This window comes from Microbacterium deminutum (genome assembly GCF_039530205.1).
Taxonomy (GTDB): Bacteria; Actinomycetota; Actinomycetes; order Actinomycetales; family Microbacteriaceae; genus Microbacterium; species Microbacterium deminutum.
Map to the genome: position 1 here is coordinate 25,593 of NZ_BAAAOG010000013.1, position 22,687 is coordinate 48,279.

21 protein-coding genes and 1 pseudogene are annotated in these 22,687 nt (G+C 64.9%); 14 read left to right on the forward strand and 8 right to left on the reverse strand.

The window, feature by feature from the left end; genetic code table 11:
* Positions 1–108: 108 nt before the first annotated feature.
* The gene (locus tag ABD212_RS18360; protein ID WP_344097516.1) at positions 109–1,245 is read right to left on the reverse strand and encodes a serine hydrolase domain-containing protein; all 1,137 of its coding nucleotides are present in this window, start codon (positions 1,243–1,245) and stop codon (positions 109–111) included.
* A gap of 1,300 nt (positions 1,246–2,545) precedes the next feature.
* Here ABD212_RS18360 and ABD212_RS18365 point away from each other — a divergent pair.
* The 3 genes from ABD212_RS18365 to ABD212_RS18375 all read left to right on the forward strand — a co-directional run bounded on the left by ABD212_RS18365 (position 2,546) and on the right by ABD212_RS18375 (position 4,123).
* Positions 2,546–2,716: a hypothetical protein gene (locus tag ABD212_RS18365; RefSeq protein ID WP_344097519.1), complete on the forward strand. Its 171-nt coding sequence runs from the start codon at positions 2,546–2,548 to the stop codon at positions 2,714–2,716.
* On the forward strand, positions 2,713–3,630 hold the full coding sequence (locus ABD212_RS18370) for a hypothetical protein (protein WP_344097521.1): 918 nt from the start codon (positions 2,713–2,715) through the stop codon (positions 3,628–3,630). The genes ABD212_RS18365 and ABD212_RS18370 overlap by 4 nt, the downstream gene beginning before the upstream one ends.
* Positions 3,631–3,871: 241 nt before the next feature.
* Complete coding sequence (locus tag ABD212_RS18375; protein WP_344097524.1) at positions 3,872–4,123, forward strand: winged helix-turn-helix domain-containing protein; 252 nt, start codon at positions 3,872–3,874, stop codon at positions 4,121–4,123.
* Here the strand turns inward: ABD212_RS18375 and ABD212_RS18380 are convergent, their stop codons facing one another.
* Together ABD212_RS18380 and ABD212_RS19060 are read right to left on the reverse strand one after the other, a co-directional pair.
* Positions 4,124–5,338, reverse strand: coding sequence for a hypothetical protein (locus tag ABD212_RS18380; protein ID WP_344097526.1), 1,215 nt, complete (start codon positions 5,336–5,338; stop codon positions 4,124–4,126). It lies immediately after the preceding gene.
* 449 nt (positions 5,339–5,787) lie between these two features.
* A complete protein-coding gene (locus tag ABD212_RS19060) occupies positions 5,788–6,150 on the reverse strand; it encodes a DUF5956 family protein (protein WP_425561300.1) in 363 nt (120 codons plus the stop codon).
* A gap of 290 nt (positions 6,151–6,440) precedes the next feature.
* Between ABD212_RS19060 and ABD212_RS18385 the strand changes: the two genes are divergently transcribed.
* The 4 genes from ABD212_RS18385 to ABD212_RS18400 all read left to right on the forward strand — a co-directional run bounded on the left by ABD212_RS18385 (position 6,441) and on the right by ABD212_RS18400 (position 9,226).
* The gene (locus ABD212_RS18385) at positions 6,441–6,749 is read left to right on the forward strand and encodes an antibiotic biosynthesis monooxygenase family protein (protein WP_344097528.1); all 309 of its coding nucleotides are present in this window, start codon (positions 6,441–6,443) and stop codon (positions 6,747–6,749) included.
* A gap of 8 nt (positions 6,750–6,757) precedes the next feature.
* Positions 6,758–7,168 (forward strand): YybH family protein, encoded by a 411-nt coding sequence (locus ABD212_RS18390; protein ID WP_344097530.1) that lies wholly within the window; start codon positions 6,758–6,760, stop codon positions 7,166–7,168.
* 202 nt (positions 7,169–7,370) lie between these two features.
* The gene (locus tag ABD212_RS18395; protein ID WP_344097532.1) at positions 7,371–7,499 is read left to right on the forward strand and encodes a hypothetical protein; all 129 of its coding nucleotides are present in this window, start codon (positions 7,371–7,373) and stop codon (positions 7,497–7,499) included.
* An 878-nt stretch (positions 7,500–8,377) separates the two neighbouring features.
* A complete protein-coding gene (locus ABD212_RS18400) occupies positions 8,378–9,226 on the forward strand; it encodes a pentapeptide repeat-containing protein (protein WP_344097534.1) in 849 nt (282 codons plus the stop codon).
* Positions 9,227–9,494: 268 nt separating this feature from the next.
* On the opposite strand, the gene ABD212_RS18405 is transcribed toward ABD212_RS18400, so the two are convergent.
* Complete coding sequence (locus ABD212_RS18405) at positions 9,495–10,268, reverse strand: LysM peptidoglycan-binding domain-containing protein (protein WP_344097536.1); 774 nt, start codon at positions 10,266–10,268, stop codon at positions 9,495–9,497.
* Between the two features lie 297 nt (positions 10,269–10,565).
* Between ABD212_RS18405 and ABD212_RS18410 the strand changes: the two genes are divergently transcribed.
* On the forward strand, positions 10,566–12,332 hold the full coding sequence (locus ABD212_RS18410; protein WP_344097539.1) for a hypothetical protein: 1,767 nt from the start codon (positions 10,566–10,568) through the stop codon (positions 12,330–12,332).
* A 292-nt stretch (positions 12,333–12,624) separates the two neighbouring features.
* Here ABD212_RS18410 and ABD212_RS18415 read toward each other — a convergent pair whose 3' ends face one another.
* A complete protein-coding gene (locus ABD212_RS18415) occupies positions 12,625–13,377 on the reverse strand; it encodes a hypothetical protein (RefSeq protein WP_344097541.1) in 753 nt (250 codons plus the stop codon).
* A 714-nt stretch (positions 13,378–14,091) separates the two neighbouring features.
* Positions 14,092–14,856, reverse strand: coding sequence for a nuclease-related domain-containing protein (locus ABD212_RS18420; RefSeq protein ID WP_344097543.1), 765 nt, complete (start codon positions 14,854–14,856; stop codon positions 14,092–14,094).
* Between the two features lie 225 nt (positions 14,857–15,081).
* On the opposite strand from ABD212_RS18420, the pseudogene ABD212_RS18425 reads away from it, so the two are divergent.
* A pseudogene (locus ABD212_RS18425) lies at positions 15,082–15,691 on the forward strand (recombinase family protein).
* A gap of 130 nt (positions 15,692–15,821) precedes the next feature.
* Here the strand turns inward: ABD212_RS18425 and ABD212_RS18430 are convergent.
* Positions 15,822–16,598 (reverse strand): potassium channel family protein, encoded by a 777-nt coding sequence (locus ABD212_RS18430; RefSeq protein ID WP_344097546.1) that lies wholly within the window; start codon positions 16,596–16,598, stop codon positions 15,822–15,824.
* Positions 16,599–16,731: 133 nt separating this feature from the next.
* Between ABD212_RS18430 and ABD212_RS18435 the strand changes: the two genes are divergently transcribed.
* The 3 genes from ABD212_RS18435 (at position 16,732) to ABD212_RS18445 (ending at position 20,035) form a co-directional block, all read left to right on the forward strand.
* Complete coding sequence (locus ABD212_RS18435; protein WP_344097549.1) at positions 16,732–17,694, forward strand: DUF2510 domain-containing protein; 963 nt, start codon at positions 16,732–16,734, stop codon at positions 17,692–17,694.
* A 455-nt stretch (positions 17,695–18,149) separates the two neighbouring features.
* Complete coding sequence (locus tag ABD212_RS18440; RefSeq protein ID WP_344097552.1) at positions 18,150–19,385, forward strand: IS110 family RNA-guided transposase; 1,236 nt, start codon at positions 18,150–18,152, stop codon at positions 19,383–19,385.
* A gap of 281 nt (positions 19,386–19,666) precedes the next feature.
* Positions 19,667–20,035 carry a TM2 domain-containing protein gene (locus tag ABD212_RS18445; RefSeq protein ID WP_344097554.1) on the forward strand — a complete coding sequence of 123 codons (369 nt, stop codon included), beginning with the start codon at positions 19,667–19,669 and terminating at the stop codon, positions 20,033–20,035.
* Positions 20,036–20,118: 83 nt separating this feature from the next.
* Here the strand turns inward: ABD212_RS18445 and ABD212_RS18450 are convergent, their stop codons facing one another.
* On the reverse strand, positions 20,119–20,289 hold the full coding sequence (locus ABD212_RS18450) for a hypothetical protein (RefSeq protein ID WP_344097557.1): 171 nt from the start codon (positions 20,287–20,289) through the stop codon (positions 20,119–20,121).
* Between the two features lie 266 nt (positions 20,290–20,555).
* Here ABD212_RS18450 and ABD212_RS18455 point away from each other — a divergent pair, with 266 nt between their 5' ends.
* Together ABD212_RS18455 and ABD212_RS18460 are read left to right on the forward strand one after the other, a co-directional pair.
* Positions 20,556–22,055, forward strand: coding sequence for a GmrSD restriction endonuclease domain-containing protein (locus ABD212_RS18455; protein WP_344097559.1), 1,500 nt, complete (start codon positions 20,556–20,558; stop codon positions 22,053–22,055).
* 235 nt (positions 22,056–22,290) lie between these two features.
* Positions 22,291–22,482, forward strand: coding sequence for a hypothetical protein (locus tag ABD212_RS18460; RefSeq protein WP_344097562.1), 192 nt, complete (start codon positions 22,291–22,293; stop codon positions 22,480–22,482).
* Positions 22,483–22,687: the final 205 nt, after the last annotated feature.

Below are 22,687 nucleotides of genomic sequence, written 5' to 3' on the forward strand. Positions count from 1 at the left end.
CGGGTACCAGCGATCCCCGACAGCCGCGATACGTTGCCCCCCTCCAACTTGTGCGCAAGCCGACCCGCTAGCGTGACCCGAATCGGGTGAGGTTGGAGGGCGGTGAGGTTATCGGAGGGAGTCTTCGAGTGCTGCGACGACGGACTTCCCGCGATCCCAGTCGCCCAGGAGGTTGGTGACATACGCGAAGCCAACCTTGGCATCGGGGTCGGCGAAAGCGATTTGGCCACCGGCGCCATCGTGGCCGAACGATGCGGGCGTCAGGTAGCGGTCCCACTCCGACGAGACCATGACACCCGCCCCCCACTGCATGTAGGGCGGTTCGCCCGCGAAGTGCGTCGGTCCCGCGCTTCGCAGTCTGCTGAGCTCCACCGCCGTCTGGTCGGACAGCAACCTGATGCCCGCGGTGGAGGTGACCGCGGCCGACCAGAACCTGGCCAGGCCCGTGGCGGAGGCGATGCCGCCGACGGCGGGGAGCTCGGCCTTCTGGAGGAGTGGCTCATTCATGCGCATCAGGTCGAACACGCCGCCCAGAGTTATTGCACGGTCGATCCAATACGCGTCCGGCGATGGTTCTTCAGGGTCTCCTTCGGGGGCGGTCATGAGAAGGGCGACACGATCCGACAGTGCGTCGGGCAGCCCTATCCAGACATCCGCGTCAAGCGGACCTGCCGCGGCCGTCGCCAACATCTCCCCGACGGAAAGTCCGGAGCCGATCGACACGAGTTGCGCGGTGAGCGCGCCGTGGGTGACCGCATGGTATTGGTGACTCGTGCCGGGAGTCCGCAGTGGTTCCTGCGTCGCGATGGCATCCGCCATCGCGAGCGGGTTGAGCAACTCATCCTCGGTCAGGTCACGCACCGGCGCGGACACCCCGGCCCGGTGGGCGAGAACATCGCCGATCGAGACATCACCCTTGCCGTGCGCTTGAAACGCCGGCCACACCAGCCCGATCCGGGAGTCATAGTCCGGCAGGTCTCCCCGCGCGACCAGCATCGCGACGAGCACAGAGCTAAGACCCTTGGTTGCGGAGAACACCGGGACGACGGTGTCAGCGGTGAAGGGCCGACCCGTGCGGGCGTCGCTGGTGCCGCCGTGCAGAGCCGCAACGAGTTCGCCCTCGACATACACGGCGACCGCGGCGCCGCTGCGCTCAGGTTCGGTGATGGTCGCGAGGAACGCGTCGGCGACACGGCCGAATTCTGGCTTGACGTACTGGTCCACCTCAGTGCCGTGTTGCACCATCCCTGACTCCTCCGTTTTCGACGACGCACTCGGCGATGTCGTCGAGGCGATGACGGTCGATGGGAGTGCCAGTGCGTGGTAGCCCGCCAACACCATTCCTACTCCTCCGCCCGCGAAACGGACAGTGCGCAGACACGCTGGGCGATTGCGGGTTGGGTTAGGACCGACGCCGCAACTGCAGTTGGTCTCTTGGCCGCTGGCGACTGGCCGCTGGGGCGATCCCGACGATGACCGCGAGTTGGCTCCCTCGGGGCGCATACCGCAGGCTCACAACGGTTCATCCGAAGCGTCCGCTCAAGGACCGTCATGCGTGCTGTATGAACTCGAAGCGGCGGCCCCGTTCGTGCGTCCGACCGGTTCATCAATGCCGGCTGGTCGACCGAGCCGTTTCGGCCAATCACACCCCATCGTGTCGTGCAGCGCGGAACATTCATGCTCGATTGAATTCATCCGCATGATGCGCCTCACAAGGATCGAGCATGTGGCACGATGATCGCGACCGATCATGGGAGACCCCATGGGAACTGTCGCCGTCTCCGCTTCTCGTCCGACTGCTGGGCTGTTGAGCCTGCTTCTGATGCGGCAGGCGGCCGCGGTCCGGCGCGATGTACCTGAATTGCCGGAGGCCGCCGGGGCCCGTAGTGGTGTGGCGGGCCACGGGGAGGTCTTCCGTCTCCTGGTGATGGGAGAGTCCCCCGCGGCGGGGGTGGGAGTTGGTGAACAGCGCGAAGCCCTGCCGGCGCAACTCGCCGTAGCGCTGGCGGAGCGGATGGGCCGCACCATCGTTTGGATGAGCGTCGCGCGGACCGGCATGACCGCGGGCCGGCGGTTCGCGATCTGCTCCCCGAGATCCCCCAATCACCGTTCGATTGCGCCGTTGTCGCGCTCGGCGTCAACGACACGCTCAAACTGCGCTCGAGCGCAGCCTGGGCCACGGCCATCCGGGCCCTCTCCGCGGGCCTACTGGAGATCTCGGAGTCTCGAGTCCTGCTCGCCGGGTTCCCGACTTCAGCGGTCTGGCGGCATTGCCGCAACCGTTGCGTCTGGTCTCGTCGCTGCACGCACGCAATCTGGATAGGGCGCTCGTGAAGATCGCGGAAGGGTGCACAGCCACCCTGTACGTGCATTCCCCGCGGATTGAGGCGCACATGCTGGCAATCGATGGATTTCTCCCGGGTCGGCTCGGCCATGCCGCCTGGGCCGCACTCCTCGCAGAAGCGATCGCCCACTACAACGCAGCCTGACAGTCCCGAGCGGGCACTTGGCTGTCGCAGCCGCGTCGAGGCAAGAAGCGCTGCACTTGAAAACCGGCATCCGTATCGCCGACATCGCGTCCCGCGCGATCAACACGGCGACCCCGGCCCGCGCGGTTGTCGAAGAGCAGTTCGCCTGGGCGCTCGAGGAAGGTCTAGCATCGGCCTCGTGCGGCGGCGGCTTCTGGGACGCGCACTTCCGAGAGGACTCACGATGAGCGCAGGCATGATGGATGAGGTCGAGGCGTTCATCGAGATGAACATTGCCCGCACACCTCCGTTCCCGTTGCGCAGCCCGGAGGGGCTGCGGGCGAGGGCCGACGCCGTTCGGAACCACGCGAAGACGGCCTACGGCCTGATCTCGGAGGCCGGTGTGGATGTCCGGGGTCTCGATGAGCTGGCGAAGCAAGGTGCTGATGCTCGACACGCACGCACGGAAAAGGAGCGCCTTCGTGCGATCGAGGCTTCGGCGGCTGCCGGCAACTGGCTGAGCGAGCACCACCCCGTGATGCCGGACGACCCCGGCGCGACCGACTTGGTCATCGACCAGGTCACGTTCATCCGCACGTTCGGCGCCGGGGACCTGCTCACCGACTGGAACATCAGCTCGTTGCACAGCTGGGCGCGCTATCGGCTACACGCGTCGAGCGAGACCGTCGAACATGTCGGGCAGGGACGACTGAGCTTTTTCATTCTTTGGCGCAACCCCAGCACGAGAGCGATCGTCGCGAGCGTCGGTCCGCGGATCATAGTGAACGCGTACGTTGCGGTCGAGGCCGAGTGGCAAGGGGTGGCCGACTGGTTTTTCGGCGGGTCTGAGGCACGCGGAACTGTCCGCGTCCGCACCACCGTGTGGGCGATGTGGGATCCTTCCGTCTCGGGAGTGGTCAGCGACGTGATCCTGGGCAGTGCTGGTGCTACCGGAGGATTCTTCGGCGGCGATGACAGCATCTCCCTCGCCGTCAATCAGTGGGTGCCAGGCACCGGGTTCTCGGTGCCCGGGCACGCATCTATCCTCATCGAGGTCTCACTGCTCACGGATTACAACGTGACCAACGGGTCGCTGGATCTGGATGCGGCGAGCGGCGACTTCCAGATCTGGTTGCCGTTCCTCAGGATCAGGACCGTCTGACTCGAGAACCTGAGGGATCACTCTTCGGCAAAATGGTCGCCAAATTGGTTGCAGTCGTTCCGTTGAGGGATCCCGCACGAACGCTGAGGGACCGTACCGGGCGGCGCGACAAGCCTCCCGTCGCCTTAACCCCCCGATCCGCGCCTCCCAGGTCCGCTGCCGGAGCCCTGGGTGAAGACGCGGGTGTGGGACCTCAGGCAAATGTTTGTCTCGACAGCCCACGCCTGAGCGAGTCAGCAAAATGGCAAGTAAGAAGGAACCGTTTGAGACGAAGGTTGTCAACACAGAGCGTGAGGTGGGCGCGCTCCTTCTCGTCCATACGGAGCACGTTCATCTGCGACGTGCCGACGTAAGTTGTAAACGCGGCAACGTCGGGACCGGTGCGAGCAACGTGATCGAGACCGTTGTGAGCGCCCTCAGACGCAAACTCGAACGGCCCGCCGACATGATCGAGACCGTGCGCGGCGTCGGCTATCGCGCCGCTCGTTTCTGATCAGAGATCGCGCCAGGGATGGACATCCGGCCTCAACGGGTCGGGCGGTGGGAAGACGAAGAGGATGTCGTCGGCGATGGCGTAGACGTGGCCGCCTGGCCCAATGGCCGGCGACGAGATTCCCCCGTGCGCCCAGGGAAAGGTGACCTGTCTGGCAGCCGCTTTGGCGTCGAGGGTGTACAGGCCGTCTGTCGTTGCGACGAAGACGTGAGTGCGCGACGCCGCGGCTCCCGCGAATGTCTGCCCGGGTAATTTCAGCCGAGAGGTGATGGTGGGGCCGCTCAGTGTGATGACCTCGGCGTCGTCGTTCACAATGACCGTCTGCCCGTCGACCGACACCGTCGGCGTGGCGTGTATCACGCTGAGGCCCGTGACCGGCGGGTTGTCGCTATTGCCGGGGACTCCGAAAACGACTCCGTCATCGGTTCCGACGATCGAGTGATTATTCGGGAGGACTGTCGCGGACGACACGAGATTTCGCGGGGCGTGACTTCGACGAGTTCGTTTCGTGAATCCAGGGGCGGGCGAGCACGACCCACCCACGCAGAACGTGAAAGCGATCGTCGCCTGGTTCCAGCGGTCCACGTACACGATCGACGGAGTGCCTTCTGCGAGGAAGCCGCCGATCGCGACACCCGGCATCGGCGGGTACGCCAATTGTGGAGGTACGCCGGGGTCGAATGACCCTACCAAATCGTAGATGTCCCCCCACGCGTCGTTGGTCAACTCACCCGGATCCAAGTACATCTTCCAGTCGGCCATGATCCCGCCATCGGGCGAGAACGCCAGCAGATGTACGTCAACTCCGCCCACGTTCGAGTAGAGGGCCGGGATGATGATCGCCTCGTCGTTTCCCGATCGCCAGATACTCGGCGCGCCGATCGACCGGAGGCCCCACGGGCCTTCTTCGCGATTCAAAGTCAGATCCTCGTACAGAGGAAACGCGGTTGGTATGCGCAGATCCCCCGGTGGCCCGAAACGGTACAGGGTTGCGATGACACGAGCGCGATGGTCCCGCGGCGGGCGTGGAGTGTCTTCGCCCCACCGCTCCGTCACTCCAACCACGTACACGGAGCCATCGCTGCCAACCGCGGGCGACGTCACAATCGTTTCCCCGGCGTCGAGTTGGCGATGCCAATACGCCCCGCCGTCGGCGTGTAGAGCGATGACGGTTCCTTCGTGCGTCCCCAGGAAGACCGTGCCGTCCGTGGCCACCGTTGGCCCCGCTAGCGCAGCGAACGTGCCCAGACTCAGCGCCCGCGACGCAGCGACAGCGGGCACGGTCGCTACGTCTACGAAGCCGCTATTAGACATCTCGCTACCCTCACGTCCCAACGGGCGCAAGCCGTTGTCCAACGCAAACGAACACCAGACACGCGGAGCACGGCCAGCGGCTTCGCGAGCAGCGTGCCCCCCGAACGATCGAGGCAAGCCCTGACCGGCCATGCGATTGCGAAACGCCTCGCGGCCATCGTGCACCCCTTCCCAAGAGAGCGCAGGATTGCGCTCTCCCAGCGCCGCTGACTCTACCCCTTGAGCCAGAGCGTCGACTTCCTGCACGGCGACGTGGTGGGAAACGCTTGGCGGGTAGTCGGTGGTGGACGTTCTACTGAGCTCACGGGATGTAGTGGGGAGGCAGCATCCTGCGCGGCGCGTCGGCCATCTCACGCGGGTGCCCGACATCCAGGTCGCCCAGGGCCCAGCCCCGCCCAGGCCGCCTCGCACAGTTCGTCCGTTGAGTTGACGTGCGTAGGGAGCGTCAGGTAGAGGCCGAACCCGGCTGGAAGCTCAGGAATTCCGGCGTCTGCGAGGTACTGGATATCGAGTTCGCGCAACTCGTCTCGCTGGTCGGTCATGAGCCGGCGCACAACCCGTGTCGTGCCGTCCTGCGCGGTGATCTCGTTGACTACCTCGACGTCCGTTGTGTTGGGGACGATGCGTACCAGGTCCGACGAGACCGCATCCGAAATTAGCCACCAATCAGCAGCTGCCAGCCGTTGTCGGGAAACACGCACTTTCGGCGGCATCCCGCCCGAAGCGGGCGAGGTTTGTCCAACGGATGGTCGCCATCACCTCCGGAATCTACACGCAACGAAGAGCGACGGATGTTCTAGCCTCCGCGACGACCGCAGAAGGACGGCCCTGCGATCCGTGGTGGAACCAGGTGAGCGGAGAGTACATCGCACGGCGTGCGCCTTCTGATGGTGGCCGCACTCGGCGCACTTGTAGCCGTCATTTGAGTAGCGCGGGGTACATTGCGCAACGCGGCCGGACGCCGGATAGTTGCTGTACGCCGAAACGTCTCCGGGGGGCCAGTATGGCTGTCGTCCTTATCGCACGATTCGAAGGGGATGTCGCGCAACTGACCGCGGCGTACGACGTGGCGCATCGGATCATCATGGATCACGGCGGTGCGCCCGGCGAACTGCGCCATCACTGCGCCGTCGACGAGGACGCGCTGTACATCATCACGGTCTGGGAGTCCGAGGAGGCGGTGCGGGCGAGATGGGCGAGCCCAGAGTTTGAGGCTGTGCTCGCGTCCGGCGGGTTCCCCTCCCCGCGGACCGCCGAGATCTCCATCCTGAAGCTGCATGCGACCGAGCCACCCCTGTCGGTCGGGGGGTGAATGTGCGCATGAGCGACCGTGACGAGTTTCTGGGCTGGTTCGAGATCACGTGGCGGGCAGCCGAGGTCGCGTTGCACGGCGGAGATGCCGGGCCACGGTTCGAGACGTGGTCGGAGAAGGAGCCGGTGACGCTGTTCGGTGCCTGGTTAAGTGCTTCCGGCGCTGCGGAGGTGCGTGAGGTGTTTCGGAAACTGGCCGATGCGTTCTCAGATGCCACGTCGAGCGAGGTCGAGCTCATTGCCGCCGACGTGAGCGGCGACATGGCGTACACGGTCCATCGGGAGATCACGCAGACGGTGGTGGATGGCCAGCCGCGAAGTTATGTTCTGCGCGTGACACAGGTCTATCGGCGTGAAGACGGCCAATGGAAGGTTGTCCACCGCCACGCCGACGAGGAACCCGAATCCCCGCATCCATGATCACGGGGATCGTGAACGTCATCCTTGCGGAGTCCATGTGGCGAGATCGCATCAGATGCGATCGGGTGTGCAACGCACGGGACCGTGCGCCTTTCGGGCATTGCCCGTATGGGGATCGTTGGGGTTACCCATCCATAGTGGGCATTCCTGTCGTAGCACATCGTGTATCTTCGCCTCCAATGAACTGGGGAGGGAATCCATCGTGCCCAAGAAACCCGTTAGCAAGAAGCGCCTGAAGCAGAAGACTGGCAAGAGCAACGCCTTCGGGGGCTACGAGAAGGTGAAGCACAAGGACGGCTCCTTCTCAATGAAGAAGCGCAAGGGCAAGTAAGTATCCGCTGGGAGGTTGACCGTGAGGTTACTTCCCGTTGGCCGACTGCCATAAGAGTTACGTCGTCCGCCGCCGCAATGTCAGAATCAACGTTGTGGCTAAGAAGCGCAAGGTATCTCCCGAGGTCGCTGAGATTCTATGCGCTCTCGAAGACTCGGCCACCGACCACAATGTGTCTCCTGAACTTGCCGAACTTCTCGCCGCATACGGCCCTCCTCCCAAGATGCCGTCCTACCGCGGCGATTCTTCGGAGTACTTCAGCGCGGTCCGCGTGTTTGAGCGACTCACTTCTACGCCTGAGGCAGCTGCCCGCCGCCGTGCAATGAAGAGCTATTTCGCCCGAAAGCAATCCGAGTCGACCCCCGAAGCGCATGGGGATCCTGAGGGTATTGACCTTCCGCAAGAGGGTCGATCCAAAGATTAGGTGGAGAGTGTGCCGGATCACCCAGGCACCGAAGAGGCGTCTTCGCGCGCGTTGGCGTTCAACGCCAACCGCGTGTCGCATCTCTGTAGACGGTTGTTGGCAGACTCCACCGACGGGGAGCGATGAGTCGGAATGGTCGACAGCACGGGGCCCGAGGCCAGCGTCGGCGGGGGATCCCCAGCGGGTTAGTGAGAGACGGGTTCAAGTCCCCCTACTCGCCTCTCGCTGTCGCGCGTAGGAGGACCGGCTAGCGGACAGCTGGTCAATGAATTGCGCAGGACCCGCGCAGTCCGCTATTCCCTGCGTCGACCGGCCTCGCGATAGCATCGCGAAGTAGCCGACGAGTGCGGGAGCAAGTGTGAAGCGATGGAAGGCCATGTCCCGTGCCGCCCACGCTCGAATCGTTTGGCTCGTGGGACTAGTGCTAGTAGTTGGCGTCGGGATCGCTGCGCTGGTGTACCTTCCTGATTGGCTCGTCACCGAGTCAGTCTCAGCGAATCCGGCGCCGTCACCTACAGACCTGACCACGGGCGAGCGTGTGTCCGCGGTGACTGCGGCCAGGACTGCGGTTCTCTTCGCGGCTGGGGGTCTCCTGGCCGTTCTGACGCTCTACCTCACTGCTGCGCGAGATGCTGCGGCGGCAGACAAGCTTGATCTAGATCGGGATGCCAACCGCACGGACCGCTATGCCGATGCCGCGAAGATGCTGGGCGACAAGAGCGCATCCTCACGACTGGCGGGCATCTACGCTCTGGAGCGCCTCGCGAAAGAGTCTCACGCCGATTGGCAGACCATCATCGATGTTGTGTCCGGCTTCGTTCGCGATCGGGCACCTCAGATCGAGGGCCCCGCGAAGGGAAGGCCACCCATGCGGCCGACTGCCGACGTGGATGCGGCCATCCGCGCACTCGCGCGACTGACGAACAACCGGAGCTCCCAGCATGCGATCTGGTTGCGCGATCGGATGTTGGCGTACTCAAGCCTTTCGGGCGCGAGGCTTGGGAACGCTAACCTCCACAATGCTGACCTGACAGAGGCCTACTTGATCAAGGTCGATTTCGGGAACTCAGAAATCGGGGCTGCGGTGTTCACGGACGCGAACCTCAAAGGAGCCGACCTGCGGGGCGTGAGACACTGTAAGCAAGAGCAGTTCTACGACGTCAATGTATTTGATTCCGACACCAAATGGCCGCCGGAGTTCAGCGTTGCAGATATCGACGCGGCCGTCGCCGCGCGCAAGCGCGCCCTCGAGACGCAGCCCACACAGGTATCTCCTAGCGCGATCAATCACGCGCCAAAATGACTCCACCGCGGTCCAGGCTCGCGCGCAAGTCGCGAGCCATGCACGGACCTCGACCGGCGACGCCTGAACTTGATGACGTCGAGTGCCGGCATCACCACAAGCTGCTGCTGCGGTCGGCATCCGTTTGAGGACCGGCTCCGGGCTTCAAGTAGCCATCGGCGTCGGTAGCTCTGAGGTCACGTCTGGTCCGAGTTGCCGCGAGCGAAGAGCTCCACGGGCCTTACGCGCATCCCTCGACGCCGGCTATCTTTCGGCATGGCGAAAAGGGTTACGGGAACATCTTCCGCAGCAGTGTGAGGTCGCCGTCGCTGATCGCCTGCCCGACGACTGCGGCGGTCGGGCCCATCACATCCCTGAGGTAGCTGTCCCAGACGTCGCGCGCAGCTACCAGGTCGCCATGGAGAGCGGCGGTGCGCATCTTGCCGATCGCCTCCCGATACGGCGCGGTCACGAACCCGCCCGGGGCGTCTCGAGGTGAGGAGTAGTCGAACCACGGCACGGACGGATCCGGGCGCAGCACGAGGACATCGCCAGGCTGGATGGCGGTCGACCCGAACCGGTGGTTGTAGGACCCGACCGTGACGTAGTCGACGCAGAACCGCTCGCCAATGCTGATCAGGGAGTCGTTCGGTTGAACGGTGTAGGTCTCGATCAGGCCATCGGCGGTGTAGCCGACCGGCCCGCCCGCGTACTCGGTCGCGCCCATGTCGGTCAGCTCACCCAGCAGCTTGCCGTAGGACGGGCTGTTGCCGGACCCGGTGATGTTGATGAAGGCGCTGGTCGTGCAGTTGCCGGGACCGCCCGCCGGGCGACTGATCCCGTCACCCAGGTAGACCAGGCCGTCCTTCTCATCGGCCGCGCGAGCCCCGGCGGCGTGCCCGTTCGTCGGAGTCGGGTCGGCCTTCGGCTCCGCCTGGGCGCGGAACATCGGCCAGGACGCCAGTTCGGTCACCGTTCCGGCGACCGCGGGCGCGGCGAGGGCGACCAAACCGACAATGGCCAGCGCAGACACCGCGGCGGTGACCTTGGCTGTGCGGTTCATCAGCGCAAGCCTCGCATGCCGTGGCATGTTACGAGTGCTCTCCACAGATGCATTTTCCAGAGAGAGAACAGTGCAACGCCCGCGCGGGACCCGGCGATTAGGGACCGCCTCGCGGACCGGGCGATCGAAGTCGTCGAAGCCGGGCACGTTCGCATGCGCAGCCTCACCGTGCTACCCGCGTGCGGATCCCTCCTTTGCTTTTGTCGACGCTTCATCGGTTCCCGCGCTCGGCGCACTCAGGTTCACCGGCGTTGGCGAACGCATCCCTTCTAGACTCTTGGCACACGAAGGCTTTCGATGACACTGAATATCTTGCTGTTGACACCCGACCGGGTGTATGTGTCCGCGGACCATCGATTGACGAGTGGTCGCCCAGCGGAGGTTGTCTCCGACACCTCGCCAAAACTGGTGTCAATCATCGAACCGACTTGGTCGGCCCTGATCACCTATACCGGTGTCGGCCGCGATGAGAGGGAGCGCGAGACCTCGGATCGAATCGTCGAGTGGCTGACGAGTGACAGGCCTGCCTCCTTTGATGAGATGACTCTGCGACTGCACGAGCTCGGCTCGCTGTGGGTTCGCCGCTACCGGATGCGACACACATTTGCGATCGCAGGTTTCTCGCTCGGCACCCCAACACTCGTGTTGCTGTCCAACTTCCAAAGTCTTGAAACGCCGTCGGCGCCGTTGGAGATCGGGCAGCTGAGTCCGTCGCGGATGTCGCTGACCGACCAAACTCGGGCAGTCTTCACTGGCGCCGTGCCCGACAGTGCCAGCCGCACGTACCGCAGGGCCCTAGAGAATTTGGCCGCGCGACCAGGAGTCACTGCAACCGAGATCCGCGCCGCAATGGCCCGCACGAACCGCGCAGTTGCTGCCGACTACTCATCCGTGAGTCCCAATTGCGGAACCGCAACAATGGATCGCGGTGGAAACATCGACTCTCAAAGTGCCACGCCACTCGAGGTTCGCACCGTCTTCTTTGGCAACGACGGACGCGGGATGCTTGCGCAATCGCTCGGCGGCATTCCGGCCCCCCGGGCCGTTCAATTCGTCGCTCGCACTGGAGACGTAGATGCACACGAATGCGGGCTCGAGATCGTCGAAGGAAGCCAAGACTACGAATTGACCGTCCTGAAGAGCTTGGGCGGGTCCGCGTTGGCGGCCGACGGACAACACGCAATCGTGGTTGGCCAGGCGGCGGAAGGCGTCGACCGCAGTTGGTTTCCCGTCGTGTGGGATGACATCCGGTCCGAACCGAGGGTGCTCGCAGGGCTAGGCGGCAGCTGGGGCAGCGCCAACGCAGTCTCGGGCGACACGATAGTCGGGCAAGTGGAGACTGAAACCCAAGATCGACTCCCCGTGCTTTGGCACCTTGATGGATCAATCTCCACCCTTGCTTATCTCACGGACAGCGGCGGATGTGCTCGAGCAATCAATTCCGACCTCGAGGTCGCAGGCTGGGTCGCGACTTCGGCTCCCCACCTTGCGGAGCGACGTGTACCAGCGGTGTGGCGCGCAGGAGAGTTGGTTACGATGCGCCTGCGAGAAGAAATGTCAGGCGAAGTAATGGCGCTCGGTTCCTCAGGGCGGGCACTGTGCGTGCTGACAACCGCCGAAGGGCGCAGACCACCAGCCGCGGTGTTATGGGATCCAATCTCCGATGTCAGCTCAGCGCCCGCGTTTGGTGCATTCCCGATCGGCTTTGGCGCGAACGAAGAGACGTACACACTTCACCCATACCTCGGGGGTCTCCCGGTCGCCCGCCGGAATACTGCCTTCGGATCTTCCGACGTGCTCCTGCCTGAGGGGTGGACGTTGTCCGCAATAGGCGTCGACGGGCGACTTGTGGGTACAAAGGAAGTTGACGGCGTCCAACGAATCTGGACACGCGAGCCAGATGGCGGGACTGCGGTCCTACCGGGTCTCAGAGGACACGTTCACTCCGTGTCGAAAGTGTCTGCAGACGGCACTGTCTACGCGTCCGCCGCCGACGGGAGCGGTCAGCACGCGATTGTGATTGAGCCCCACGGCCAGACTCCAGACAGCCAGCCATTTCCGTGATTGCCGCCCACCGGGCCAAATGACCCGATGGGTCCAGCGATTGGAGCCCGCACGGGCCCACCACATCGACGCGCTCCACGCGTTCTTCGACAGGAGCCATTCGACCGAAAGATCCATTCCGCGTCCAAGCAGACCCCAGACGAGAAGACAGGCATCGGGAGCTCGCCCCCCGCGCCCGCTCAAGGATCAGCAACAGGCGGTGCCGTCGATGACGATATTCCTTGGAAAACCATGCGACACCCCCAAGCGCCACAAACCGCGAGTCAAGGGGCGCGAAGTTTCCCTTTCAAGTTTATTTGTCGTCGGTATCGCGCGCGAGCATGCTCACTTCCCCCACGGCCGCATCCTCAAGGGGCTCCATCAGAGCGATCGCTATCCTCACGTCGAAGTCGCTATCGACGCGAAGTAGTTCTAGAGCGCTCTCCGGCGCACGTGAGTTCAGTGCAACCAAAATGCGGACATCTACCGCGGGATCACGCGCCAGTTGTTTGAGGACCTCGCCCGGCGTGTTTGCATTGGCCGCGACCTGAGCGCGGGTCGCCGAATCCAAAGAGCGCGCGAGTTCCTGGAGTCGAGTGGGCGCGGTGTCACCTAGTGCTGCCTCGATTCGCTCGCGACTTGGCACGATTGGGTTCAGGCGCACGGCACGACGAACGGTGGCCGATCTATCGGACGCGAGTCTGTCGAGTATCGACTCGGGCAGCTTTCTGTGTTGCGCCGCCTGCGCACGAACGCCAACCGACTTGTCGGAAGCGAGTCCTTCGAGTGTGCGCGCACGAGTGCGATCATGTGACGCGACCGACTCCCGTACCGCTCGATCGGTGTCGCGCGCAAGCTGATCAAGGATGTTGGCGGTCGCCGACGTGTTTCGGCTTACAGCCAAGCGCACCTGCGGATCCTCATGCGAGGAGAGGTGCTCCAGCGCGTGTCTCGGGGCTCGGCGGTTCGACGCGACCGCTAAAAGCACAGAACGATTGGTTGAGTTCGCGAGAATCTCAAGAGCCGCCTCTGCCGAACCGGGGTTCTTCGCCACCCGCCATGCCACGGAGACACTGTCGCGAGCCAGGATAGTCAGCACGGCCGGGTCGGTCTTCGGGTCGGCGGCGATACTGCTCCTTTTGACGCCGAGCGACTCGAGTCGTCGAAGTTCAAGTCTGGCGGGATCGGCTGGGCTGGATCGGCTAGTGCTCACGGCCCGATCATTCCAGACCTCGCAAGCTCGGATCATCAGCTGCCCGAGATCCCTTTCGACCGTGATTGCGGCGCGCCGTACCATCCGATGGCGGCATCGAGCGAGCGCGAGGGACCCTCGTGCATTTACGACCTCCGATTCATCAAGGACTTCCTATCCACGAGGCTCTGGACAGGCTCTTGGACGCTACCCCGCCGAGCGTCGCCCCGGGATTGCGTCCGAGCCGTGCCGGCGACGTGCGCCGGGGCTGTTCGTCGATGCCGACGACCTGAGAGCCGATGCGCTTATCGCCAGTCCAAACCGCGTGCCTCGAGATAAAGCCGGGTCATCGGTTCGTCGATCGAGTATCGCTCCATATCTCCACGCAAATCCGTGATCGTGATGAACCGGCCATGGGGATCCTCGTGCACGACGACCGCTTCGAGATTGTTCTCGATCGTGGGTTCTTGGAGTTCCCAGCATCCACGGCACTCGTGTCCGACCAGCTGCAGGCCGCTGTGCATTGGGTCACCAATCTCGGGTCAGCTGCTACGGGGGAACGCGGCGGCGAGTTGGGCGTGGACGGAGTCAACGTCCTGTGTCTGAGGAGTTGCCTCGGTGATCCGCCTCACGAGGAGCCGTGGCCAGAGCACGTCGATGCCGTCCACCGTGAACCCGCCGCCGAGGAGTGGCCAGTCCGCCTCGAGGAAGCACAGCACCCCCGGTCACCGTCACGCTCGGGTCGGACAGTACGGCGGTGACGCGTGAGACTTGCGACTGAACCCCTTGGACGAGCTTGTTGCCGTCGCGTCCTCCGATCCGAAGGGACTCCGTGCGGGGTCGCAGGATGCCACCCTCGACGCGGAGTTCGGGTCGCTTGCCCCGGTACCGTTTCGCGTCGACCACCCACACCCCGGCCGACGACACAACAATGTGGTCGATGTTCGCGCGCGAGCCCGGGATACGACGGTCGTGGAGGATACGAACGGTGGCGGGCAGGTCGGCGAGACGCTCGGCCAGCAGCTCTTCACCAACCGCGCCGCGCTCCCACGCCCGAGTGCTCTGCGGATCCTCGGAGAGCGCGAGGATGAGCCCGCCCAGCTTGGGATGGTCGGCGCGGATGCGCTGCTCACGCCCCTGCTTGCGACGTTCGTACTCTCGTCGAGCGGAACCGCCGGCCACGTCGCCGACAGGTTCTGCCGACGGGGTGGGGCATTCAACGCACCGCACGGTCTTCGTGTCGCGTTCGTACACCGCCTCCGACCCGGCGGCCAGCGGCTCATCGCAGAGCCGGCAGGCGCCGGCATATCGCAGTCGCATGCGCTTGTCCGCCCGCGCTGGTTCAATCGTCACGGCGTCGAAAGTACCAGCGCTCCCGGACCAGTCATCGCAGGCTGTTCATAACCACCGGCGCTCAGTTCCGGTCCGACCGATTCGTGTTCCGTGAGGCTACTCGCGGGAGGACGGTCGGAGCCCAGTCAGTCGGCGTGGGCTGACCGACGACGGGGACGCAGAAGCTATCACACGTCGCGCCCGTTGAAGGATCCGAATCGGCTGGCGTGGGGTGACTCTGGGTGGATGGATGGAATACAGATTGGATACGCCAGGGTCTCGACTACAGATCAGGACCTCGCCGCTCAACGCGACGGACTGCTGCGTCTGGGCGTTCTTGACGAGCACATCTTCGTCGACCACGGGATGACGGGCGCGAATCGCGGCCGACCGGGATTGCGGGAGGCGCTCGCCGCAGTGCGAACCGGCGACACCCTCGTCGTGACGAAACTCGACCGGCTCGCTCGCTCGCTGCGGGACGCTCGCGAGATCGCCGACGAGCTGACCACGAAGGGAGTCGCGCTCAGCCTCGGTGGGAGCAGGTATGACCCGACTGATCCCGTGGGGCGGCTCCTGTTTAACGTGCTCGCGATGGTCGCGGAGTTCGAGCGAGACCTGATCAGCATGCGGACACGGGAGGGAATGGCCGTCGCCCGCGCCCAAGGGCACGCTGAAAGGGAAGCAGCCGAAACTGTCCAAGAGTCAGCGGAGCCTCCTGTTCGAGGTGCACGACCGAGGCGAATACACCCAAGCCGAGATCGCGGAACTGTTCAGCGTCTCGCGCGCCACCGTCTACCGCGAGCTGCGGCATCGCCCCGAGCAGTTCCTCGCTTCGTTCGAAGCACACGTCTTCTAGCGACCTTCCGGCCGTCGTCGCCCGCTTCGAACATCCGACCATCGGCCGCGGCCCGGTGTGGGCCAATCGGCCGCCCACATGGACTCCCGACTCGGGCGCGGCCCGTTTACGATCAACAGTCGAGCCTGCACTACCGATGGGGCTCTGGCGCGCCCGACTCGACAGCGGCCATGGCCGTTTCGGGCACCGGTGCGGCGCGCTGCAAAGCGCGCAGCATCGCTTTCATTTCGGCGATCTCTGCACGGAGTTGCTCGACCTGTTCCTCCGTCGCCGTGCTCACCTTCACCTCGAGTGAGACCTTCTCGATGATCCATGACGCGAGCGTCGCGGTAACCACACCGATCAGCGCAATGCCGCCGATCATGAGCGCGACTGCCACGATGCGGCCGGTGATCGTCACGGGGAAGTAATCGCCGTAGCCGACGGTGGTGATGGTGGTGAATGCCCACCAGATCGCGTCGCCGAGATTCTGGATGGGCCCCCGCTGACCTTGTTCGGCGTCGAGGACCGCAAGGCCCGCTATGACGATCGTCAACGCTGTTGCGCCGACGGTGTAGACGACGACACGCCCGCGAAGCATGCTGCCTGCACCGCGCTGGATGATCGCGAGGATGGTGAGGAACCGCATCAACCGGAGCGGTCGGAGCATCGGCATGATCACTATTGCGAGGTCCAACAGGTGCCGAAGGAACCACTTCCCACGCTTCTCTGTGATCGCGAGTCGCACGATGTAGTCGATCGCGAACACCGCCCACATGACCCAGACGACGACCTCTGCGACACCGGACATCGCGCCCTTTTCACGGGCGAGTATCTGTGTCGCGTAGGCGATCAGGAAGACGACGGCGGCCGCCATCAGCGGCCACTCCATGACACGATCCCAGCGGGTGAGGCGTTCCCCATACATGCCCGCGAGCGTACAGCCGGACTCAGACGACGCTCCACCACCCCGCCACAAGCTTTGCACCGTCGCCCGGGGCCCCGCGACGGATCAGCGTGTCGCGGCTATTGTCGCAACCACTGAAGAAGGGTGGCCGGGGATGAGCGTTCTGCCGCCAGCTGGCTGGTACGACGACGGGCACGGTACGCAACGCTGGTGGGACGGCGCGCACTGGGGAGTGAGCGCCGCCGAATACGCGGCCGCCCACCCATTTCCCGCGGACCAGCGCGCGGCGAACGCAGCGGCCGCGGGCGACGGGGACGACGCCAAGATCGCCCCGCAGCCCGAAGAGCGAGAACGGAAGGCGGCCGTCCAGCAGGCCGAGCGCGATGCGAAGGCAGCAGTCGATCAGACCGACCGGGAGGCGAAGAAGGCAGCGACGGTGGAGGCAAGGGCCGCGAGGAAAGCAGACGCGGCACTCACCAAAGCTGCCGCCGCGGCCGAGCGCGAGCAGGCGAGACGGGAGAAGGCGATCGCCAAGCCGCACGCCGAGTGGGAGCGCACGATGCAACTCGCGAGCGCGTACCTGACCCTGGCCGAGACGGCACAGCCGTCGCCCATTGCACCGATCATGTTGCAGCGCAACGAACGGCTCTACGCGCACCTGCCAGCTGCGCTCGTGCGGGACACTGTGCAACGAAACTATGTGGCCGCGCACCAGGGTGTATCGATCCCGGTCGGGAACATCGGTGGTCACGCGATCAGATACAACATCGGCCAGACCCACGGCCACATCGAATCCTCGTCGCCGACCCCGACGATCGTCGACCAGGGCCATGTGGCGATCACGACATCCCGCATCATTTACGTCGGGAAGACGACTCTCGAGCACCGGTTTGATCGGCTCGTGTCGTATGAACCAGTGAATGCGAACGAGTTCGTCCTGTCCGTGACAAATCGGCAGAAGTCAACGCAAATCCACCTCGAGCGAGAGGCAGCGATCCAATTCGCAGAGATGCTCGAAATCGCCGTCGCGGACTACCGAGGCACACGCGAAGAGCTGATCACTGAACTGCGGGCAAGCGTTGCCCAGATCAACGCGCAGGAACCCATCGCGCAGTGATGCCGTTCGCCAACGTTCCCCTGTGTGCGTCAGCTAACCCAGTCACAACGCACTCTGGGGGTGTCTGGGCATAGAAAGATTGGATCTGTCGCGACAATCGCTCTTCTTGCGATCGCGACAATTCTCTAGACCGGGCTAGGTCTATGTCCAGCTTCGGGACGTTCGTCAGCAACCTGGTCGCCATCGGTCGCTGAGCGTTCCAGGGGCGCTGCCGCGCCGTGGTGGTCGGGAGTCTCGTGCGTGGCTGGCTCTTGTCGGCTCGGGTTGTCTGGGTGGATGCTGGCGGTGCTGGCCACGGTGACGTCGAGATCCCTTGGTGCTTCGAGCCCGGCGCTTAGCGTGACGCGGAAGGGCACCCACGGGAACCGTGGATTGTTGCCGTCGAGCACGAGTGTTAGATTCCTGAATTCTCCCCCGCCCTTCCCGTGGCCGGCCTCGTCTGAAGGAGGCTGCGGATGGATGTGTTGCACGAGCGGGCGGCGGGGATGGACCTGTCCAAACGCGACGCGAAGGTCGCGATCCGGGTGCCCGGGAAACGCGCCGGGACGTTCACGACGAGCGTGACGACCTGGGGTGCGACGGTGCCGCAGATTCTCGAGCTGGTCGAGTTCCTGCACGCCCGGCAGGTCACCACCGTGGTGATGGAAGCGACCGGCGACTACTGGAAGCCGTTCTACTTCCTGATGGAAGACACCCTGCCGGTGATGCTGGTCAACGCCCGGCAGGCGCGGAACATCCCGGGACGGAAGACCGACGTGTCGGACGCGGCATGGCTGGCGCAACTGGCCGCGCACGGACTGCTCCGGGCGTCGTTCGTACCGCCGGAACCGATCCGACAACTGCGGGACCTCACCCGCGCCCGAGCGGCCGCGACCACGGACCGGACCCGGCAGGTGCAACGGCTGGAGAAGTTCCTCGAATCCACCGGAATCAAGCTGTCCTCGGTCGCATCGGCGCTGACTGGCGCGTCGTCACGGGCGATGCTGGACGCGCTGGTCGCGGGGGAACGCGACCCGCACGTGCTTGCCGAACTCGCGAAGGGGAAGCTGCGGAACAAGATCCCGCAACTGATCGACGCGTTGCACGGCCGGTTCACCGAGCATCACGCGTTCCTGGTCGGCGAGTACCTGATCCAGATCGACACGCAGACCGCGATGATCGACAGACTCACCGCCCGGATCGACGGCGCGATGGTGCCCTTTCGGCCTGCCCGGGACGTGCTGATCACGATCCCGGGCGTCTCGGTCGCGGTCGCCGATGTCATCATCGCCGAGACCGGCGGCGACATGGCCGTGTTCGACACCCCCGGGCGGTTGGCGTCTTGGGCGGGTGTCTGCCCCGGTCAGAACGAGTCCGCCGGTCGCGTCAAGTCCACAACAACCCGCCCCGGAGACAAGTACCTGAAAGCCGCGCTCGGCGTCGCCGCGTTGTCCGTGTCCCGCACGAAAGGCACCTATCTCGCAGCGAGATACCGACGCATTGCGGTTCGCCGCGGACCGCTCAAAGCGGTCGTCGCAATCGAGCACACTCTCCTCGGGGCCGTCTGGCACATGCTCCGAAATGGCGAGGAATACGCCGACCCCGGCGCCGACTTCTACGCCCGCACCGACCCTGACAGGGCCAAGAACAACGCCATCCGACAACTCCGCAACCTCGGCTACACCGTGACCATCACCCCAGTAGCCACGTGAGCTCGCGTTCTACTCCCGTATTAGGGATCCCAATCGCGTTCGCTCGGACTCGCACAGCATCTACCCCAAGCGTGCACTGCCCTCGTAACGATCCACCCGCGATCGAGCACCCGGATCGATCCCGCATTCGGGCATCGTCACGTGAGGGATCACTTCGGGCACACCAAGGCATGACCTCGTGGTCGGGCACGTCTCTGATCAACCTTCTCCACAGATCATTGCGTCGCGCCGATCGGTCACTCGGTTGGCCGCTATCGTCGGTTCGAAAGACTGGGGAGTCGATGACCGTCGAACCGCGCAGCCCACGGCCGGGCTGGTATCCGAACAACTATGGCCAGACGCAGTGGTGGGATGGCGCGAAATGGGGTCCGATCGCGCCGGCCACACCTCAGGTGTACGGGCCGATCGTCAAGACAACGAGCGTTGGCACGGCGTACCTGCTCTGGTTCCTCCTCGGCGGCGTCGCGGCACACCGCCTCTACCTGCGACGGCACGGATCCGCTGTCGCTATCGTCTTGATCTACTGGACCGGTGTGATCGTGACCAGCGCCGGAGTCGGTTGGTGCTTGATGCTTGCCGCGGTGGCGGCGATCTGGCTCATCGTCGACCTGTTCCTGATCCCGGGCATGGCCAGAGATACCGCGTCCTAGTGTCGCTTGGCCGAGGCAAGCTGGCACGCGACCGAACTCTTCCCGGACTGGACGCTACGCGCGGCGGGTGGTTCCCCCAGCTGTTACCCGCCGTGGATGGTCGGTCCCTCGAAATCCGGGAGCTGCTCCTGCTGCTGCATCAAGGGCGGCGCGTAGACGTGACCACACGCCGGGCACTTCCACCCTCCGGGGATGTCGCGCATCAGCACACCGCAGTATGGGCAGCGGGGCTGCGCACCGTTGATGTCCTCCATCCGGCCAGGGTACGCCGCCTCCGCTCGGGCCCTCGGAAGCCGTCCACAGATGACCTCCCTCAGGAGTCAAGTCCTTGCCGCGAGCGAACCTCGGGCGCCGGGGCGGCGGTTCGGCGGTCGCCCGCACCGTCCTCGTTCTCCGATGAGCGGTCCCTCGCCCTCGCGTCGAGGCCCAGCTCGCCCGCACACCCTGCGAAACAAGCGCCCGCACCCAACGCAGCCCAGCTCACCTCAACCACTTCACGTCCGAAAGGCGGCCACGCGTCATGACGAACAGGCATTCCACACCCGGCGAGGACAACCGCGTCCCGACAGGTGGTGCCGGCGAGGTGCCCGTGACGGCGGCGCCGCCCGGGTGGTTCCCCGACCCGTCGAACCAGAACCAGTCCCGGTATTGGGACGGCACACAGTGGACCGAGCACGTGACCCCGGCGACTGCCGTCGGCGTGATGCCGCCGCCCGGCCCTGCGACGCCGCCTCTAGCCAAGGCCAAGCCCCGTCTCCCCGTGTGGGCGTGGATCCTGATCGGCTTGATCGGGGTCGTGATCGTGACGTTGCTCGCGCCGATCTTCGCCCTCATGTCGCTGGTGATCCTCATCACAGCGATCATCGCGCTATCGAAGAACACCCCGACCTGGCTCCGCCTCCGCAGCCGCAAGGCCGCCACCGTAGCCACCGCGGCATCCGCCGTCGCGTTCCTGATCACCAGCAGCATCACCGCGGCCGCATACCCCTCGGCATCGAGCAGCGGCATCGACTCCGTCAGTGCGCCGGCATTGGTCACCCCGAGTGCGGGCGCGCCCACACCGACCGACACACCGGAACGCACCCCGACCCCCCAACCCACCCCGACCCCCGAACCCACCGCCACCGCACCGGCGATCTCCTACGCCGGGACGGCCGCGTCAACGACCGCGGTCGCGCTGCTGGCCACCGTGCCGATAAAGGGCCGGGCACCGATGACCGGGTACGCCCGCACCACCGACTTCGGCGCCGCGTGGCTCGACATCGACCGCAACGGATGCGACACCCGTAACGACATCCTCGCCCGCGACCTCACCCACATCACCAAGTCAGGAACCTGCACCGTGCTCACCGGCGGCCTGTGGGATCCCTACACCGGCACCGCAGTCACCTTCCAGCGCGGACAGCAGACCTCCACGCTGGTGCAGATCGATCACATGGTCGCCCTCGGCGATGCCTGGCAGACCGGCGCACAGCAACTCACCCCCGCCCAGCGGGAGAAGCTCGCCAACGACCCACTGAACCTCGAGGCAGTGCAAGGGAGCGTCAACGAGCAGAAAGGTGACGGCGACGCCGCCACCTGGCTGCCCCCGTCGAAGGCCTACCGGTGCACTTACGTCGCGCGGCAAGTCTCGGTGAAAGCCGCATACGGTCTGTGGGTGACGGCGGCAGAGCATGACGCAATCGCCAACATCCTCACTACCTGCCCGGACCAGCCCGCGTACACGTCGACCCTGCAGGCGCTACCCCCCACACCAACCAACACCACAACGCCCGCGCCCGAGCCGGTAGAGACGACAGCACCAGCACCAGCACCAGCACCAGCACCAGCACCAGCACCAGCACCAGCACCGGGACCAGCGCCGGCACCCGCACCAGCGCCCGCACAGCCAGCGCCGCTGATTGTTCACTCTGGTGCATTCTGCAAACCGATCGGCGCAACCGGGGTCACCTCCGCCGGGACCCCGATGGTGTGTAAGACCACAGCCACTGACCCGCGGGCTCGCTGGCGCCGGCTCTAGACGGCCGCGACGGCGCATGCGGGCAGTAGCAACACCGCTCTCGGCCCACCAGGCGCAGGCTGCTTGAAACAATGCACGTATACGGATCCGAACCGACCGCGTTGGGGCGCGCACGCGAGCTACCTCTTGGGCTCATCGCCCGGATCAGGATCCGCTCGGGCGAGGTCAGTGCGTGCTTCGCCCCGGGTGACGACGGGCCGGAGCCGGGCATAGGCTCGGCGGTGGGAGGTCGCGAGTGAGCGAGCGGAATTCGGGTACAGGCGCCATCGTCGGCGGCGGCGCGATCTACAGCCTCGGCATCATCGGTGCGTGGTTCTGGTTCTGGTCGCAGGTCGATCAGTTCTGGGGCTACGTCTGGGCGATTGTCGAGGGCCTCTTCTGGCCGGCATTCATGGTCTACGACCTCTTCGCCTTCCTGCACCACTAGCGGATCGGGCGGACCGGGAAGGATCGCCGAGAATCGGGGTCCTCAGAGTACGCGGTCACGGGGCGTTGCTTGAGGCGAGTGTCGGCGACGCTCGAAAATGAGGCCATTGCGACGTTCGAAAATGAGGCCACTAGTTCGTGTTGTTAGTCTGCCGGATCTTGGGTTCTGATGCTGGGGAGGCTGTCGATGCCTCTGCCGCGGAGCC

Bases quoted from the DNA above. Each gene is read 5' to 3' on its own strand.
- ABD212_RS18360 (WP_344097516.1), bottom strand. From the start codon at position 1,245: ATGGTGCAACACGGCACTGAGGTGGACCAGTACGTCAAGCCAGAATTC.
- ABD212_RS18370 (WP_344097521.1), top strand. From the start codon at position 2,713: ATGAGCGCAGGCATGATGGATGAGGTCGAGGCGTTCATCGAGATGAAC.
- ABD212_RS18375 (WP_344097524.1), top strand. From the start codon at position 3,872: ATGGCAAGTAAGAAGGAACCGTTTGAGACGAAGGTTGTCAACACAGAG.
- ABD212_RS19060 (WP_425561300.1), bottom strand. From the start codon at position 6,150: ATGCCGCCGAAAGTGCGTGTTTCCCGACAACGGCTGGCAGCTGCTGAT.
- ABD212_RS18385 (WP_344097528.1), top strand. From the start codon at position 6,441: ATGGCTGTCGTCCTTATCGCACGATTCGAAGGGGATGTCGCGCAACTG.
- ABD212_RS18390 (WP_344097530.1), top strand. From the start codon at position 6,758: ATGAGCGACCGTGACGAGTTTCTGGGCTGGTTCGAGATCACGTGGCGG.
- ABD212_RS18405 (WP_344097536.1), bottom strand. From the start codon at position 10,268: ATGAACCGCACAGCCAAGGTCACCGCCGCGGTGTCTGCGCTGGCCATT.
- ABD212_RS18410 (WP_344097539.1), top strand. From the start codon at position 10,566: ATGACACTGAATATCTTGCTGTTGACACCCGACCGGGTGTATGTGTCC.
- ABD212_RS18430 (WP_344097546.1), bottom strand. From the start codon at position 16,598: ATGTATGGGGAACGCCTCACCCGCTGGGATCGTGTCATGGAGTGGCCG.
- ABD212_RS18435 (WP_344097549.1), top strand. From the start codon at position 16,732: ATGAGCGTTCTGCCGCCAGCTGGCTGGTACGACGACGGGCACGGTACG.
- ABD212_RS18440 (WP_344097552.1), top strand. From the start codon at position 18,150: ATGGATGTGTTGCACGAGCGGGCGGCGGGGATGGACCTGTCCAAACGC.
- ABD212_RS18445 (WP_344097554.1), top strand. From the start codon at position 19,667: ATGACCGTCGAACCGCGCAGCCCACGGCCGGGCTGGTATCCGAACAAC.
- ABD212_RS18450 (WP_344097557.1), bottom strand. From the start codon at position 20,289: ATGGAGGACATCAACGGTGCGCAGCCCCGCTGCCCATACTGCGGTGTG.
- ABD212_RS18455 (WP_344097559.1), top strand. From the start codon at position 20,556: ATGACGAACAGGCATTCCACACCCGGCGAGGACAACCGCGTCCCGACA.